General features: G+C 51.4%; 15 protein-coding genes. 7 read left to right on the forward strand and 8 right to left on the reverse strand.

Going from position 1 to position 18,086, the window contains the following annotated elements:
- Positions 1–363: 363 nt before the first annotated feature.
- The 7 genes from DXA87_RS06185 (at position 364) to DXA87_RS06215 (ending at position 7,215) form a co-directional block, all read left to right on the forward strand.
- A complete protein-coding gene (locus tag DXA87_RS06185; protein WP_117503571.1) occupies positions 364–2,064 on the forward strand; it encodes an ABC transporter substrate-binding protein in 1,701 nt (566 codons plus the stop codon).
- A gap of 236 nt (positions 2,065–2,300) precedes the next feature.
- On the forward strand, positions 2,301–3,251 hold the full coding sequence (locus DXA87_RS06190; protein WP_117503572.1) for an ABC transporter permease: 951 nt from the start codon (positions 2,301–2,303) through the stop codon (positions 3,249–3,251).
- Between the two features lie 6 nt (positions 3,252–3,257).
- Entirely contained in the window at positions 3,258–4,196 is a 939-nt protein-coding gene (locus tag DXA87_RS06195; RefSeq protein ID WP_242990670.1) for an ABC transporter permease, read from the forward strand.
- Between the two features lie 12 nt (positions 4,197–4,208).
- A complete protein-coding gene (locus DXA87_RS06200; RefSeq protein ID WP_117503573.1) occupies positions 4,209–5,237 on the forward strand; it encodes an ABC transporter ATP-binding protein in 1,029 nt (342 codons plus the stop codon).
- Positions 5,222–6,196, forward strand: coding sequence for an oligopeptide/dipeptide ABC transporter ATP-binding protein (locus tag DXA87_RS06205; RefSeq protein WP_117503574.1), 975 nt, complete (start codon positions 5,222–5,224; stop codon positions 6,194–6,196). Before DXA87_RS06200 ends, DXA87_RS06205 begins: the two co-directional genes overlap by 16 nt.
- 56 nt (positions 6,197–6,252) lie before the next feature.
- A complete protein-coding gene (locus tag DXA87_RS06210) occupies positions 6,253–6,513 on the forward strand; it encodes a hypothetical protein (protein WP_015552918.1) in 261 nt (86 codons plus the stop codon).
- A 33-nt stretch (positions 6,514–6,546) separates the two neighbouring features.
- Positions 6,547–7,215: a cytidylate kinase-like family protein gene (locus DXA87_RS06215; protein WP_117503575.1), complete on the forward strand. Its 669-nt coding sequence runs from the start codon at positions 6,547–6,549 to the stop codon at positions 7,213–7,215.
- A gap of 109 nt (positions 7,216–7,324) precedes the next feature.
- On the opposite strand, the gene DXA87_RS06220 is transcribed toward DXA87_RS06215, so the two are convergent.
- The 8 genes from DXA87_RS06220 to yyaC form a co-directional block, all read right to left on the reverse strand.
- Positions 7,325–7,837, reverse strand: coding sequence for a shikimate kinase (locus tag DXA87_RS06220; RefSeq protein ID WP_015552916.1), 513 nt, complete (start codon positions 7,835–7,837; stop codon positions 7,325–7,327).
- 79 nt (positions 7,838–7,916) lie between these two features.
- Entirely contained in the window at positions 7,917–8,663 is a 747-nt protein-coding gene (locus DXA87_RS06225) for a flavin reductase family protein (RefSeq protein ID WP_117503576.1), read from the reverse strand.
- A gap of 181 nt (positions 8,664–8,844) precedes the next feature.
- Positions 8,845–10,518, reverse strand: coding sequence for a putative manganese-dependent inorganic diphosphatase (locus tag DXA87_RS06230; protein ID WP_117503577.1), 1,674 nt, complete (start codon positions 10,516–10,518; stop codon positions 8,845–8,847).
- A 311-nt stretch (positions 10,519–10,829) separates the two neighbouring features.
- A complete protein-coding gene (locus DXA87_RS06235; RefSeq protein ID WP_117503578.1) occupies positions 10,830–11,771 on the reverse strand; it encodes an ROK family glucokinase in 942 nt (313 codons plus the stop codon).
- Between the two features lie 171 nt (positions 11,772–11,942).
- A complete protein-coding gene (gene tkt / locus DXA87_RS06240) occupies positions 11,943–13,925 on the reverse strand; it encodes a transketolase (RefSeq protein ID WP_117503579.1) in 1,983 nt (660 codons plus the stop codon).
- A gap of 93 nt (positions 13,926–14,018) precedes the next feature.
- Positions 14,019–15,464 (reverse strand): DUF5711 family protein, encoded by a 1,446-nt coding sequence (locus DXA87_RS06245; RefSeq protein WP_117503580.1) that lies wholly within the window; start codon positions 15,462–15,464, stop codon positions 14,019–14,021.
- A 182-nt stretch (positions 15,465–15,646) separates the two neighbouring features.
- Complete coding sequence (locus tag DXA87_RS06250) at positions 15,647–17,047, reverse strand: LysM peptidoglycan-binding domain-containing protein (RefSeq protein ID WP_117503581.1); 1,401 nt, start codon at positions 17,045–17,047, stop codon at positions 15,647–15,649.
- Positions 17,048–17,178: 131 nt separating this feature from the next.
- A complete protein-coding gene (gene yyaC, locus DXA87_RS06255; RefSeq protein ID WP_015552908.1) occupies positions 17,179–17,781 on the reverse strand; it encodes a spore protease YyaC in 603 nt (200 codons plus the stop codon).
- Positions 17,782–18,086: the final 305 nt, after the last annotated feature.

Genomic DNA, 18,086 nt, shown 5'->3' on the forward strand with positions numbered 1-18,086 from the left:
ACTGTCCATGATCGGAGCCGCTGTCTCTTTATTGACAGTCTTTTCCATTTTGTAGAAACAAAAGTTACATAATTCTTATTTTTTGATTATTGTGCCGAATTAAGTAAAGTTAATTTAAAAAATACTTGACTTTTTTAAGTTATGGTTTTATTCTTAAGCACATAATTTTATTAACGATCCATTCCAACTATCAAAGGCGATAACTTCTGACAAAAGTGCGCCTTTCTTTTTTACCCGGACTTAACTGTAAGATTATTGAGCAGTTTCTCCGGTTCTCCGGAAGCGACTGCCGGATACCCACCGGCACCGGAGATTCCCCACCCGGATCGTTCGTAAAAGAAAAGAGAGAGGAGAGATTCATTTATGAAGAAGAGACGACTTATTGCACTCGCAGCTGCAGCCGTTATGGCAGCATCTTCCCTGGCAGGATGCGGAGGTTCCCAGACATCCTCCACAACAGCAGCAGGTTCCACTGCTGAAACAGCAGCGGCTTCCTCCAATGCGGTATCCCCGGACGCAAAATCTACGGATCAGACACTCGGCGGCGGTATCGCGGTCGGCTCAAGCGACGGCGAAGCAGTGAAAGGCGGAACGCTTGTTGTGTCAATGCCTTCATCCCCACGCACTCTTGATCCGAAAGCCTACTCAACCATGTACGAAAACCACATTATGTACAATGTTCTCGATACCCTGTTTGTCTGGGATAAGGATTACAAAGATGTGATCCCGAGTCTGGCAACTGATTACACTGTCAGTGATGACGGCCTGACCTACACCATCAACCTCCGTGATGATGTATACTTCCAGAAAGGGAAATTCCAGGACGGAAGAAAGATGACCGCGGATGATGTTGTATACTCTCTTGAACGAAGCAAGGAAGAGAGTACCACAGACCGTATCTGCCGTGATTTCTTCGATTACTGCGAAGCTGCAAGCCCGACACAGGTCGTTATCCATATGAAATCCGTTGCAGGACCGTTTATCTCCCAGTTAGCCGGTATCGGAAACGCGATCCTTCCGAAAGAGGAAGTTGAAGGCTGGGGAGAAGACTTCGGTTCCCACATCGTCGGAACAGGTGCTTTCACACTGGAAGAAATTGTAACCGATGAAAAAGTCACATTAAAGAAAAATGAGAATTACTGGGGCACAGAGCCGAACGTAGACGGTATTGAGTTCCGAATCATCTCCGATTCCAATCAGGCGATCAACGCAGTCCAGACCGGTGAGGTCGACATTGCGATGTATCTTCAGGGTGAAGCTATCAAGCGTGCGCAGGATGCGGACCTCTTACTTCAGGCCCCGAGTTCCGCTGTCACCTATGTCCGCTTCAATATGCAGAACGGACCGACCGCAAACGCTGATGTCAGAAAAGCACTCACAATGGCTGTCGATATCGACTCCATGGTAGCCGGTATCTATCAGTACGGAGAAGGCACAAGAGCTTATCAGCCGCTTCCGGTATACTCCTTCGCTTATGACACTGCATACAATGATCTTGTACCATCCTACGATCCGGAAGGTGCAAAGAAGCTCCTCGCGGAAGCAGGCTACCCGGATGGCTTTACCATGAGCCTTTACATTGGTTCCACTACCTATCGCGAGAAAATGGCACAGATGTTACAGTACTACTGGAGCCAGATCGGTGTAACACTTGATATCAAGTCTTCCGCCATGGCCGACTGGTCCGCAGCGGTTGTTGATTCCTGGCAGTCCGATGTTGTAAACAGCTACGGTGTAAGCTGGAACAGCGATCCGGATCCTTACGGTTTCCTCGGAAAGTTCTTCAGCTCCCAGACACTTCACGCCTCCTCCAACGCAGGCGGCTACAACGATCCGGAGATGGATGAACTCTTAAATGAAGGCTTTGGCTCCACAGACAACGCAAAGCGCGCGGAGTCCTATAAGAAAGTCATTGAGAAGGTTATGAACGAATACACCGGCATCTACTACGCATATGAGTGCCGGAACTGGGCAGTATCCCCGAAGGTACATGACGCGGTTCTCCGTGCTGACAACCAGATGTTAGTCGCGACACCATTCAACAATATCTGGGTTGAAAAATAGAATTTGACGACCAAACCGGTTTGAGTAAGCAGGGTGATAGCCCGGATTACGAAAACCGGCGGTCGCTGCGTGAGTGCTAAAGACACAAAGCAGCTGGATTTCACACATAGAAAGGGGGAGGCAAATCCTAAGTTTGTTTCCCTTTTTCTGTACACTCACAGAGATTTAACTGTTCCATTCTCTTCACATTCTTCCCGGTGAAGAGAACAGGACAGCTATGAAAGGATTGGATTTATATGGGAAAGATCATCATAAAACGATTATTGCAGACGATCCCCACACTTCTGGTCGTCGTCACACTTACCTTCTGCCTCACACGAATGCTTCCGGGCGATCCGGCAGTGGCGATCTTAGGTATCGAGGCAAATGCGGAGGACATCGAAGCTATGAGAGCCGAGATGAACCTCGACAAATCGCTCCCTGAGCAGTACGCCCTCTACCTTGGCGGACTTGTCCACGGTGACTTTGGTTACTCCTACAGCTACCGTCAGGACGTTCTTCCACTCATCACTTCCAGAATTCCAAACACATTGACCCTGACGCTGACAGCACTTCTCTTCGCTTTCATCATCGGAACCAGCGTCGGTATCATTGCTGCGTTAAAGCAGAATACGATCTTCGATTACATTGTCATGGTCATCACGCTCGTGGGTGTGTCCATGCCTATTTTCTGGCTGGCACTCATGCTGGTTCTTCAGTTTTCCGTTAAAATGAATCTTCTGCCTGTTATGGGTATGGGCGATCTCTCCAAAGGCTTCGGCGATGTTGTGATCCACATGATCCTTCCCGGCTTCTGCCTCGCGACGATCCCGATGGCAACCTTTGCGAGAACCATGCGTTCCAGCATGATCGATATCATGAGCAGCGACTACATCCGATGTCTCAGAGCCCGTGGAATCAAAAAACTCAAAGTCATCCTGATCCACGGATTAAAGAATGCTCTCCCGCCGCTCATCACAGTTTTAGGTCTGCAGATCGCCGGAACCTTCACCGGTGCCATCATCACCGAGGGAATCTTCTCCTGGCCGGGCATGGGAACCATGATCAACACTGCGATCAACAACCGTGATTATTCCCTGATCCAGGGTGCGGTCCTGTTCTCCGCGATCATGTTCGTCTTCTGCAACATGCTGGTCGATATCGCCTACGCGATTCTGAATCCGAAAGTTAAACTGGAAAAGGGGTGATGAGTTATGACATTATCAAAAAAGAAAAAACCTGCTGCTGCGTCCTCCGTTGTTTCCGGTGAGGCGCTTGGAATGGATGCCAACATCGCAATGCTCGTAAAAGAGCGGAACGCGAACAATGCCTGGCATAAATTAGCGAGAAACAAAACAGCCCTCGTCGGCTTCTTCATCGTGGCTTTTATGGTAGTCATCGCCGTATTTGCCCCGCTCATCGCGCCATATGACCCAAACGCGATCAACCCGGTCCTGCCGTTTAAGGGAATCGGCACTCCCGGACATCTCTTCGGCACGGATGACCTTGGCCGTGATATCCTGTCCCGTATCATCTACGGCTCCCGTATTTCCATGATCGTTGCCGTAGGCGCCACCATCGTCGGCGCGATCATCGGCGTTCTCATCGGACTTACCGCCGGATATTTCGGTGGATGGATCGACGCGGTGCTCATGAGGATCATGGACGGCATGTTCTCCTTTCCGTTCATCCTGTTAGCCATGATCCTGATCACCGTTCTCGGAAACGGCGTCATGAACGTCATTCTGGCCATCGGTATCGCAAGCGTACCGGGATTTGCCCGTGTCACAAGAGGCCAGGTACTGATCGTAAAGGAAGAAGAATACTGCAACGCCTGCCGCGTTGTCGGTGTTTCCCCGGTAAGACTTCTGTTCTTACATATTTTGCCGAACTGTGTATCCCAGATCATCGTTTACGCGACACTCCGTATCGCAAGCGCTATCATCTCCGAGGCATCCTTAAGCTTCTTAGGACTCGGCATCGCGCTTCCGACCGCCTCCTGGGGCAGCATTCTCCGTGTCGGCCGTGACTGCCTGACAACCGCCCCGCACGTTGCGGGAACCGCAGGCGCGTTTATCCTCGTGACTGTTATCGGTTTCAACCTGTTGGGCGATGGTATCCGTGATGTCATGGATCCGAAAATGAAACAGTAGGAGGTGCAGGCTATGAGTGAAAACGATGCAATCTTAAAAGTAAATGGATTAAAAACATATTTCTATCAGGCAAGCGGCGTTTCCAAGGCTGTCGATGGCGTAAGCTTCAGCCTGCGTCAGGGCACGACCATGGGGATCGTCGGTGAATCCGGTTCCGGAAAGAGCGTCACAAGCGCTTCCGTGATGCGGCTCATGCCGGCAAAGACCGGAAAGATCGTGGACGGCTCCATTATCTTTGACGGTGTGGACATCCGGAATCTCTCCGAAGCGCAGATGGAAAAGTTCCGCGGCGATGAGTGCTGCATGATCTTCCAGAACCCGATGACTTCCCTTGATCCGGTATTCAAGATCGGCCACCAGATGGTGGAAATGATCAGAGAGCATGAAGAGATCAGCAAAAAGGAGGCCTGGAATAAGGCTGTTGAGGCACTGAAGCTTGTCGGCATCCCGGAAGCCGAGAAACGAATGGATGCGTATCCACATGAGCTTTCCGGCGGTATGTGCCAGCGTGTCATCATCGCCATGGCTGTCTGCGGACATCCGAAGCTCATCATCGCTGACGAGCCGACGACCGCCCTCGATGTGACCGTACAGGCCCAGGTTCTTGAGCTTTTAAAGGATCTCCAGAAGAAGCTCAACACAGCGATCTTACTCATCACCCACAACCTTGGCGTTGTCTGGGAGATGTGCGACACCGTCATGGTCATGTATGCAGGAAATACCGTAGAATACGCGGATACAAAGACGCTCTACAAAGAGCCGCTTCACCCGTACACCTGGGGTCTTTTAGACTCCATGCCGAAACTCAGCAGCTCCACAAAGGAGGACTTAAAGACGATCCCGGGCACACCGCCGGATCTCCGCCTTACCGGCCACTGCTGCAACTTTTATAACCGCTGTCCTTACGCGACGGAGATCTGCAGACAGCAGGTACCACCGCTTAAGGAAGTCGCTCCCGGACATTTCGTGGCATGCCACAGACAGGACGGCGAGCACAGATTAACACGAGGGGAAGTGAATATGACATGCAGAAAAATGTAATCATGAGCGTCGATCATCTCAGTAAGGATTTCGTGATCCGCGGAAAAAAAATAGGGGAAAAGAGTAAGCTTCTCCACGCATTGAGCGATGTTTCTTTTGATATTTATGAGGGTGAAACCCTTGGCATCATCGGTGAGTCCGGATGCGGCAAATCCACACTTGGACGCTGTCTTGTAAAGCTCCACAAGCCATCCGCCGGAACGATCATCTACAATGGCAAGGATCTCTGGAATCTGCCGGTCTACGAGCGCGAGGCAGCCCGCAGGGACATCCAGATGATCTTTCAGGATCCGTATTCCTCTCTGGACCCGAGAAAAACAGCTTCCTACTCTATTGAGGAAGCGATGAAGGTCCACCACATCGGTGACACCGCAAGGGAACGCCGTCAGAAAGCGTTAGAGTATCTTCAGGAGGTCGGTCTCGACATCCAGCACATGGAGCGCTATCCCCACGAGTTCTCCGGCGGCCAGAGGCAGCGTGTGAACATTGCCCGCGCCCTCTCCATGGAGCCGAAGATCATCGTCTGCGACGAGCCGGTATCCGCTCTGGACGTTTCGATCCAGGCACAGGTCATCAACCTCTTCCGCCGCCTGCAGAAGCAGTTTAACCTGACATATGTGTTCATCTCCCATGACCTCGGCATCATCAAATACATCAGCGACCGGATCATGATCATGTATCTGGGACGTGTCATGGAGTTCTACACCTCCGAGGGAATCTACGCAGATCCGAAGCACCCGTATACACAGGCACTTCTCTCCGCGATCCCGCCGGAAAGCCCCTTTGATAAAAAAGAACGCCTGCCCCTCACCGGCGATATCCCGAGCCCCATCGGGGATCAGGTTGGCTGCCCGCTCGCAGGCCGCTGCCCGCACTGCACGGAGCGCTGTAAGAAAGAAATTCCAAAGCTTGTGGACACCGGCGACGGACATATGGTAGCATGTTTCTTATACGAATAAAATCTCACAAATATCTTGATCCTTACAATTTTTATATTTAGGAGGAGTAATACACAATGGTAGATTCTAAAAAATTAATTTCTCTCGTCGAAAAATACGAAAAACTGATCTATGACACCGCTGACCATATCTGGGCACATCCGGAGACAGGATTCCGCGAGTGGAAGACTTCCGCCTACATGGAACAGCATTTTGAGGAGCTTGGCTACACACTTACAAAAGCCGGCAACATCCCGGGATTCTACACAGATCTCGACACAGGAAAGCCGGAAATCCTATTTCAACCGGCTTCACCGGACAGTTTATTCTGTTTTTAGTGTCAAATTTACGGAAAGGACGGGAGATCTTGTATGAAAAACTTTGTTATCACAGTTGCCAGAGGATTCGGTTCCGGCGGACGTGCAATCGCCGCCAAGCTGGCAGATGAGCTGAATATCCACAGCTACGACAACCGTATCCTGACGCTCGCTTCCCAGTACAGCGGTTATCCGGAACATTACTTTAAAGAGGCTGACGAGACCTTAAACGGCAGTCTGATCACGAAACAGCTTCAGGCACTGCCGAAACGCCATTCACCGACCGGTGAGTTATCGAGATTTACTTCAGATGACCGGCTCTTCGAGTACCAGAAGATCATCATCGAGAAGCTTGCCGCTTCGGAGTCCTGCGTGATCGTCGGAAAGTGCGCCGATTATATCTTAAAGGACTATGATAATGTGGTCAGCATCTATGTGGAAGCACCGAGAAGCTATACCCTGCGCCGTGTCATGGAGCGCATGGATGACATTACTGTCGAGGAAGCGCACCATCTGATCACGAAAACGGACAAGTACCGCGCGGACTATTATAAGTATTACACCGGAGGCAACTACTGGACAAATCCGGTCAACTATGACCTGACCTTCAACAACGCCAGACTCGGTGACGATCGCTGCGTGAAGCTTGTTCTCGAGTGTATGAAGTTGAAATTTGGGGATGATTTCAAAGAATATATGAAGAGTATCGGAAAAAATATTTGATATGCTATTTCACTAAATTTTGTAATACCGGTACCGGGGTCTTTCCAATCCTGTCCCCGTGCCCGGGTTCCCCGCCGCGTTCCCCTCTCTCTCACGCGGCGGGGATATTTTATTTCTCTAAATTTTCAAAATACGCTCTCAGCTCATCCACCAGCTCACCGAACTCTTTTCCGGTCTCATCCAGTGTGATGTCCGCATATTTCTCGTAGTACGGAAGTCTCTCATTGTAGAGATCCCTGAGTGTCATGCCGTCCTTTAAGACAACACCGCGGTCCACAAGGTTTCCGAGACGTGATTCCAGATCCTCATAGCAAAGTTTCAGATAAACGATCGTCGCGGTCTCTTTGTAGTGTTCCATGGCCTTCGCCTCATAGATCACGCTTCCGCCCGGCGCGATCACGGACTTCTCTACATCGAGATCCAGATTCGCCTGCTCCTCGACACGCAGGAAACCGTCATCGCCCTCTTCTGCGATGATCTCCTTCAAAAGCTTTCCGGTCTTCTCCTGGATCACAAGATCCACATCCACGAAGGAATATCCAAGACGCTTCGCAAGAAGCACGCCGATGGTGCTCTTTCCGGACGCCGGCATTCCGATCATCAGAATATTTTTTTTCTTCATAACTTATGCCTCGCTCTTTTGCCTGTCGCTGTAATTATCTCTGGTTAACTGTTCCGTATGACTGCAGTCACTCTGCAGACTACTTCTGTCTCTTCTTATCATTCCGCGGACCGTCGGATTTCTGACTATTCGCCTTTCTGGTTTGTTCCGGCCGGGTAGTTGCTTTCTTTCCGCCGTTCACGTCTGCAGACTTTCGAACTTTCCCGGCACCTCCGGCTTTTTCCGCTGATTTTGAAGTTTTCCTGCCAGCCTTCGCACCCTTTTCCTGCTTTCTCACGCTGTACCCGAAGCTTCCCAGCTCCTCGCCCATCCCATAATATCTTCCATGGGAATAGGCTAACGGCTTCGCCATGGAAAGATGGAAGGTGTCCTTTTCATCCATGTACGCCTCATCCACATCCACCGCCACAACATCGGCGATAAACATATGATGGCTTCCCAGCTCTTCCACCTTCACAACGCGGCACTCGATGTTCACCGGGCTCTCTTTGATCACCGGTACATCCACCACGTTCGCCTTCTCCGGGGTCAGCCCGGTCTCTTTCCACTTATCCACGTCGCGCCCGGAGCGCACGCCGCAGTAGTCTGTCGCCCAGGCCATGGACTCCGTCGTCAGGTTTACGACGAACTCCCCAGTTTCCTTCATCATATGGTAGGAGTGTCGTTCCGGCCGGACACTGATGGACAGCATCGGCGGATTCGTACAGATGGTTCCCGCCCATGCCACCGTAAAAATATTCGAATTTCCTTCCCGGTCAGCCACCGTCACAAGGACAGCTGGAACCGGGTACAGCATATTTCCTGGTTTAAACTGTCGTTTTCCCATCTTTACAGATCCTGCCTTTCTTCAATCGCGACCTTTCCGGCCTCTCACACCTGCAGTGTCTGCTATCCGTACTTTCTTTCAAATGTGTAACAACCGCTGCTTCCAACTTATAAATACGGCAGCCCGGTCATGACTTTTCCTGATCCAGCCGGTCCCACAGCCGAACTGCCGTCAAAAATTACTACTGTAATGCCATCATGATCTGCGGCGCAAGCTGTTTCTTTCTGGAAACAACGCCCGGAAGCTTCACGATTCCGGTCTGTCCGCTGACGTTCTCCATATCCTCATCCTTTACATGGAACGCATTGGCAATAAGCTGCTCCGCTCCCTGTCCGGTGCAGATCAGATCTGTGGACTCTGTCAGAATGTTTGTGAGCATGAAGAACATCATGTCGATCTCATGCTGCTCTCTCTCTTTCTCCGTATATGCGGACATTCTTGTTCTCAGATCCTTGAGCTCCACTGCATTTAAGGAGGTGATCTGGCCGATTCCGAATACGGAATTTCCTACTGTGAATCTCTTAAAATCCTGGTAGAAAATATCGCCGTCGGATTTTCCCTTCAGGTTGCTTCCTGCGGAGAACATGTCGATGGCGTACTTCTCGATATCGAGACCAGCGATCTGCGCGAGCGCAAGTCCGGCTGCCTTATCGATCGGTGTACAGGTCGGGGAACGGAATAACAGGGTATCGGAGATGATCGCGCTGCATAAGAGACCGGCGGTCGTTTTATCGATCTCCATGTGGTTCTCCTGGTACATCTGGTAGATGATGGTCGCGGTGCAGCCTAGGGGCTGGTTTCTGAAGAATACCGGGGACATGGTCTCAACAGTTCCGAGACGATGGTGGTCGATGATCTCGCGGATATCGGCGCTCTCCATGCCCTCTACGGCCTGGCTCTTCTCGTTGTGGTCCACAAGGATGATACTCTTTCCCTTTGCGCCTAAGAGGTTACGTCTGGAGATCATGCCGATGTACTTTCCGTCAGAATCAAGAATCGGGAAATCGCGGTGTCTCTTGCTCGCCATGATCTCGCGGATATCGTCGAGGTAATCTTCCTCAGAGAATTCGATGATGTTTTCCTTCGTCATAAAGTAGCTGATCGGCATGGACTGGTTGATCAGACGGGCTGTTGTGTAGGTGTCATACGGTGTCGTAATGACTGCACAGCCGCGCTCCTGTGCCAGTTTGCGGATCGTAAGGGATACACCTGCGCCCTCGCAGACGATAATGCAGCCTGCTTCCATCTCGATGGCGCAAAGCTGGGACTCATAACGGTTTCCGAGGATGACCAGGTCATGTTTTTCGATGTAGTTCTCCATCAGGTCCGGGTTTGCGGCCGCGATCAGGACTTTTCCGCGGTCAAAATATGCCTCAGAATCGCCGACTACCATACTTCCTTCCAGAGTATCAAGGATGTTCGCGTACTTCGTGCACGCTTTTGAGATAATGCTGCTGTCATATAAGTTCATGTAGGACTTGGTGATATCGCCGATCGTGATAACGCCCTCCAGGAGACCTTCCTCCGTCACACACGGAAGTGTGACGACGTTGTTCTCCTGCATGAGTCCCCATGCATTCTTTAAGGAAATTCCACGGGACACGCCTTTTGTCTTGCGGATCTCGATGTCCTTGACCTGCGTCTTGACGTTCTCCACGAGGCGCGGGGCCTTTAATTTAAAATAATCTAACACATACTGTGTCTCCGGGTTTACATTTCCGGCACGGCACGGCTCATAATTCTCGCCGGTAAGCTGATGCTTGAAACCAGCATAGCAGATGGCTGAGCAGATGGAATCCGTGTCAGGATTTCTGTGTCCCAGGACAAGTGTTTTTTTCAGTTCTTCAACTGCCATTGATCTTCTCCTTCTATTGCGTTTTTCTCAGACGTACAAATAAGAATGTGTTACAATAACTTCATAGTTCGTTCACAATTTGTTCACATTTGTTTTTTATACTTATTGCATAAACAAAAAGTCGTTTGACTTAACCAACTAGACAAATTGCACATAGATTTTTCATAATTGCCCCGGTTGTCGCGACCGGGGTCTCCTCTTTTTTAGGGGTAATGTGTGTCCACTTATGGCGGACACTTTTCTTTTTCACCCATACATGCGCTATGTGCGTTCACAGCAAAAAGGGAGTCCGTCACCGGACTCTCTCTTCTTTATCCGATGATCAGCTTCGCGGCACCGTAGATTCCGGCATCATTTCCAAGCTTCGCAAGAACGATGTCCGCCTTCTTTGTTGCCATCGGAGATAACTCATCGTGGTACCTCTTAATAATATCAGTCAGGAATATTCCGGCCTTGGATACACCGCCGCCGATCAGGAATGCCTGTGGATCCAGAACCATGGAGATCGTCGCAAGAGCCCAGCCAAGGTAATAGCAGGACTTATTGAGGGATTCCAGTGCAAGCGCATCTCCCGCCTTCGCTGCATCCAGCACGTTCTTCGCGCTGATGTTCTTTAAGCTTCTGAGAGTGGACGGGCGGTTATCTGCCGCCAGCATTCTTCTTGCGGTTCTGGCGATTCCTGTCGCGGAAGCCACCTGCTCTAAGCAGCCGTGTCCGCCACAATTGCACGCCTCTTTCTCACCTTCCATCACATGGATATGGCCGATCTCACCGCCGACCCCCTGTTCGCCGGTCCAGATCTTTTCATTCAGGATAATGCCGCCGCCGACGCCGGTTCCCAGAGTTACCATGACAAGGTTTTTGTAGCCTTTTCCGCCTCCCTGCCACATCTCACCGAGAGCCGCGACGTTCGCGTCATTTCCGCTTTTTACGACCATACCATCCAGCAGTCTGCTGAGCTCCTGCTGCGGATTTCCGGCCTTCCAGCCGAGGTTTACACACACTTCGCAGTGTCCGTTCGGAAGAACCGGTCCAGGGAATCCCATTCCCGCTCCGGAAAAATCAGAGAGCTCCAGACCGCTTTCCTTTGCCGTTCTGCGGATCGAAGCCGCAATATCGCCCAGGATATACTTTCCGTTCTCCTCTTTTCTTGTCGGAATCTCCCACTTCTTTACGAGAGTTCCGTCCTCCTCAAAGATACCGAGCTTCACGCTTGTTCCGCCGATATCGATTCCAATACACTTTAAACTCATGTGTGCTCCCCTTTTCCCTGATTTTCCGCTATCCGTCCAACAACGGCTTTCAGCCATCTGTCCGGACAGCACACGACCTTGCGGAGCTGCCGCCCCATAGTCCAGGCGCCAGCCCCTATTTTTCACAGCCGCCCATTTCACATCGGGCTGCCGCATTTTCCATCTATCTGATTAGAACAGGGTCTTTACAGTATTTACAACGTTCTCGACCGTAAATCCGAACTTCTCGAACAATTTTGCTGCCGGACCGCTTGCTCCGAAGCTCTTCATGGTCACATAAGCTCCGTCGAGGCCGACATACTTGCCCCAGCCGAAGTCGGAAAGTGCCTCAACGACAATTCTTCTTCTGACTTCCTTCGGAAGTACGGACTCCTTGTACTCTGCGCTCTGCTCCTCGAAGATATCCATACACGGCATGGATACGACGCGGATCTTCTTGCCTTCAGCTGTAAGCTCTGCTTTCGCCTTAACCGCAAGATCAACCTCCGAACCGCTTGCGATCAGGATTGCGTCCGGTGTTCCCTCGCAGTCATCGATCACATAGCCGCCCTTTAACGCGTCCTTGCTGCTTCCCGGGATCGGATTGAGGTTCTGTCTGGAAAGGACAAGCGCTGTCGGTGTCTTCTCAGATGTTACTGCAGACAGCCATGCTGCGGATGTCTCTGTCGCGTCACACGGACGGAATACATGGAAGTTCGGCATTGCGCGGAACATAGCGAGCTGCTCGATCGGCTCGTGGGTCGGTCCGTCTTCGCCAACGCCGATGCTGTCGTGAGTCAGAACAAATGTCAGCGGAACTCCCATCAGTGCGGAAAGTCTCGCCATCGGTTTTACATAATCACTGAACACGAAGAATGTCGCAACATAAGCGCGGAGACCGCCGTGAAGCATGATACCGTTGCCGATCGCTGTCATTGCAAGCTCTCTTACGCCGAAGTGGAGGTTTCTGCCTGCCGGGTTCTCTGCGGAGAAGTCGCCCGCATCCTTCATGGCTGTCTTGTTGGACGGAGCAAGGTCAGCAGAACCGCCGATCATGTTCGGCATGATGTCCTTTAAGATGTTGATCATCTTGCCGGAAAGGGAACGTGTTGCCTCTGCCTTGTCTTTTGTGAGCCAGAGTGCCTCGTTCTCGATCAGTGACTTTGCGTCCGGAGCTGTGTGGTACTGCTCCCAGAGCTTCTCCATCTCCGGGTACTCGTCGCAGTATGCGGCAAACATAGCGTTCCATGCTGCCTCAACGTCTGCCTTCTCCTCCGCGAGACGGGAATAATGCTCATAGACCTCTTCCGGTACAAAGAACGGCTCCTCATACTGCCAGCCGAGAGTCTCTCTCATTGCTTTGATGTTGTCAACACCTAACGGCTCGCCGTGGGCGCTTGCCTTGCCCTGTTTAGCCGGGCAGCCGAAGCCGATCTCAGTCTTGATGGTGATGAAGGACGGATGCTCAGTATCAGCCTTTGCAACCTCAATTGCTGCGCCGATGGCATCGATATCTGTTCCGTCTTCAACGGTAATTGTCTGGAAGCCGAATGCTTTCATGCGCTCTTCCACGTTCTCGCGGAATGCGATGTCTGTGCTTCCCTCGATGGAGATGCGGTTGGAATCGTAGAGAACGATAAGTTTACCAAGTCCAAGTGTTCCTGCAAGGGAGAATGCCTCAGAGGAAATTCCCTCCATCATGCAGCCGTCGCCGCCGAGTACATATGTGAAGTGATCGACAACCGGGTAGCTTTCCTTGTTGAATACGGATGCCAGATGCTTCTCAGCCATTGCCATACCAACAGCCATGCCCATACCTGCGCCTAACGGTCCTGTTGTAGCCTCAACGCCTACGGTGTGGCCGTATTCCGGATGTCCCGGAGTCAGGGAGCCGACCTGACGGAAGTTCATAAGGTCTTCCTTTGTAAGGCCGTATCCGAACAGGTGAAGCAGGGAATACAACAGCATGGAGCCATGTCCGCCGGATAAGATAAAGCGGTCACGGTTTGCCCACTCCGGGTTTGCCGGATTGTGGTTCATGTGGTGTGCCCAGAGCTCATAAGCCATCGGCGCACTGCCGAGGGGAAGTCCCGGATGGCCGGAATTTGCCTTCTGGATCGCATCTGCGGATAAAATTCTGATGGAATTGATCGCCAGATTGTCGATTGTGTTCATTGTTTCATTCCTCCTGATAATCCATAGGTGTGGTAACTGTTCATTTTCTTCACAGTTATCAGTGTTGTAACATGTTTTCACTATTACATTTATTTACCTTAATTTAATCTCTTTCATTACCTCGCTGCCTGCGGTAATCAGAGAATTGGTACGATTTTTGCCTGCTCTTACGAGCGATACAGAAAAGTCAAACTGTCCGTTAAACCTCTCGTGTCCGTCCAGGTTGTATTCCCTGCACGATTCCTCATTATACAGGATAAGCCTGTCCCCGTCAATGAGGACGCCTGTGTAGGCGTAGTCAAAATCAATGCTTGTAACCTTCTTTCCATCCGTGTTGTATACATCAAGCCGGTACGGACTTCCGGAGGTACTGTCGACAACGACAGCCGCATATTTATCTGAGTAGCAGATACTCTGGATCTCTTCATCCACCGGAACAAACGTGACATTTGTGTCCGGGATCACATTTTTTACAGAGATAAAGGTCAGCCCTTTATCGGAAAAGGCGCAGACCGTCTGATCATTTAAGTAGCGGATGCGTCCCACCATCTTGTCATCAAATTCTTCTTCAAAAGCGGCGATAAAACGGTTGTTGACATTTTTTCCGATCTCAGAGAAATCGTAGAACGCCACCTTGTTCTTCAGAGCGCCATTTTTCATGTACATAACGGACATGACGATCTGTTTTCCGTCTGGAGAAAGCGCGATGTCCACCGGATATCCATCTCCGGATAAGAGCATCTTGATGTTGATCCCCAGCGACTCGCCGTCCTTCTTGAAGTAGAATATGTAGCTCGCCGTGCTGTCCTCAACAACTGCCGCCGCAACGCCGCGGGCAGATACCGCTGCTTTCGTGATCGGAAGCTGTGTCTTCGCCGTTCCGGTACATCCCTCTTTGCTGCAGATGTACATCTCGTTTCCCTGCTGGTCCGCGATCACAGCGTAGTCCCCGTTGATGTTGATGATCGGTGTTTTCATCTCATAGCTCTGGGTCCAGATCGTTTTGCCGGAGGCATCGATATAGGAAGCGCCGTCCTTTGTATACTTGATCATATTATCGCCGAACATGGCAAATTTTACGAAACTGCTGTCACTGACGTTTTTTGATGCCTCCGCAGGTGCGGAAGTCTCCGCGGACGCCGTCTCATCCGGATTTCCGCTTCCCGCCCCGGAAGCTCCGGAGCTTTCTGCCGAAGCAGTCTCACCGGCTCCGTCTGTCCCTGCACTGTCAGCCGCGGCACTTGTCTCTGCTGCCTGTGTTTTCTTATCCGCGCCAGAGTTTTCTGTGTAGCGCATGGACCGCTCCCACTGGACGCTGTAGCCGGTATACTCATATTCATTCATGTACCGGTAGCCGGTAAAACCTAATGCCGCAATAAAACAGACGGCCGCGGCCGCGATGATCCGCTTTTTTCTTTTATATTTGGCAAGCCGGCCACCATCCATCGGTTCTTCCGATCCGTTGTCCGGCATCTGTACGATATTCTGTCTGAGCTGCCTTTTTTTGTTCTCTCTGTCCATAGATTGCATATCACTCATAAAAAATCTCCTGAAAATGGACATATATAGGCTAGTATACACCATTTTCAGGAGATGCGCATTAAATTCTTTGTTTTTATTGCAGTTCATTTTGCGGGGCGGAACCAATCTTGACCTGCAAGATAATTTTTCAAAATTTTTACAGGTTCTGATACATTTTTAACAGGAGAAAAGTCTGAAATTTACGGCAGAACCAGCTTCTGCCCTGCCACAATATGGTCCACATTGTCCAGGTGGTTCAGTTCGCAGATTTCGGACAGCCGCTTCAAATTTCCATACTCTTTCCAGCAGATTCCGTATAACGTCTCCCCGTCACCGATCTCATAGATCCGGTAGCCGTTTGCGGACGCGGCAGCGTAATCGACGGGTTCCTTCTTGGAACTTTCCGTGCTGCTCTGTTCACTCTCTTTTCCCATTCCGACGCGGGGCTGGGTCGGAGACTCGGCGCTGATGGACGGAACTGCCTCCTCTACAGCACCGGATGCGGCGGCGGTCTCATTGCTGGCTGCCGCCGCGGTGTCTGACGGCTGGCTCACTGTGCCCGTCTGCCCACCGGAACTGCCTGGCGTGGACTGCGCCTGCGGCCCATCTGTACTGCCTGTACTATGATTCTGCGGCTGACTGTCCACGCTGGCGGCCTCCGTATCCGTCGCGGCTTCCGTCGTCTCCATAGTCTCCGCCGCATAACTTTCCCCGGTCTCACCGCTGGCCTCTGTCGGGAACACATTTCCCGGGCGCTCCTCGATGACAAAATCCGGCTCCTGATTCAGCTTGTCCAGGTAATCACTCCAGTTCGCCGTCCCCGCAGGCACCACAGAAGTCAGCACAGACTCCATCTGCCGCATCTTGTGATAATTGTTGACGAGGACCACACCTCCTGCCAGCACCGCCACCGTGAGGACCCCGCAGGCCGTCCCCAGGATTCCGGACATATGCCGTCCGGCATCCGCCTGTTCTTTCCGAACCGTCATCCGCTGGCGGAAATCCTTAATGACCTTCTCGTGGGACCCGGACTCCACCCGGCGAACATCTTTCCGCGTCACCATGTAATCCTGCATCATCTGATTCCGCTCATAGTAGATACAGTGGCCCTTTAACCGGTAAAATCCGTCCTCCGATGTGACATAGACCGCCTCCTCGCCTTCCAGTCCATGATTCAGGTACATAAGCTTGTTCTTCCCATTGAAATACTGGTTGTGCTGCTTCCAGTAATTCAGCGGACTCAACTGGCTCGACGGCGCCCCGCAGATAAACCATCCCTGGACCGTCCGCTTCGGAAATGACTCCTCAATTCCCCGGTATGCCTTCTTCCAGGCATTCTCCGAGAATTCTATCTTCTCCCCGGACACCTCCACGTCCTCCATCTCGATGGCCCCATCGATAAAGATATACGGCGTCCCGTCATAATTTTCCGTGCTGCCCAGCAGAAGTCCCACCCGCAGCGTCTGGTTTCCCGCCGGATACAGGCGCTTTAAATATGTATTTACATAATCCTCCACATACAGCCGGACCACCTGGTCCGTGTCACCGATCTGGCGGATATTTTTCGGAAGTTTCGGAAACGGATTGTATAATTCTCCCATGCTGTCACCTCGTTCTATCTTCAGGCGGCCGGCATGTCCAGATACCGGCCGCCTCTATATTTACGCGAACCACGAAACCGTGCTTCGTCGGATTCTTTCCGAAGTATAGCATGATACACCCGCAAAACATGTCAAAACGGTGCAGCCTGACTGGAAAAGTTTTCGACACGTCTCCCAATGATCCGCATCCCGAGACAGATGCTGCGGCTGATGCAGTCCGCCAGGCGCATGACCATGGACAGGCGGATGCTCTGCAAAAACAGGGGATCCCCGCTCTCCGCCCCGCCGACGATCCCGGTAATGGAGATGTCACCCACGGCGGCAAGCTCCTTCCGAACGCCCAGTCCCGGGCGGAGCGGTCCTTTTTCCAGTGTCACGAGCCCCACATGATCCCAACGACCAACGGCGGCATCCACGGCGATGATGATCGCGTCCGGATAATGTTCCTCGATATGCTCCAGCGTCCGGTCAAGATTCACCGCATGGACCGGATGTTCCAGTGTCCCGATCACCACCACATTGCTGATCTCCTCCGCCTCCAGCCGTGAACCAATGAGCGGCCCCAGGCTGTCCCCCGTGGACCGGTCCGTCCCGATACACAAAAACACCACCTGGCGGCGGCCAGATGCCCGCATCTCATTCATCAAAAGAAGCAGAAGTCTCGCCGCAAATTTCTCCGCTTCAAATCCCGCTTCCGTATCATAATAAGTGATCTTCCGCCTCCCGAATCTCATGGTAAACACTCCGTTTCCTGGCTGGTTTCTATGAGACATTATAGGCAGAATACGCAGAGATTATACATGTTATTCCCTCTCCGTTCTGTTCGTTACTTTTCACGATATTTTTATGTAATATGGAATTTCTCAAAAATCTCCCATTATAAAAAAGAATGTGCCTTGGCACATTCTCGCGCCTCGCGCGGTCACTTGCGACAATCTACATCTTCGCGCGAGTGCGCATCTTTGGCACGTTAGTGCCTTTTTATGTAACAGGGAATTCCTCGGAATTTCCTGTTACATAAAAAAGAGACCAGGTACCC

This window comes from Desulfotomaculum sp. OF05-3 (assembly GCF_003435535.1).
In the GTDB taxonomy this organism is placed as follows: Bacteria; Bacillota; Clostridia; order Lachnospirales; family Lachnospiraceae; genus Pilosibacter; species Pilosibacter fragilis.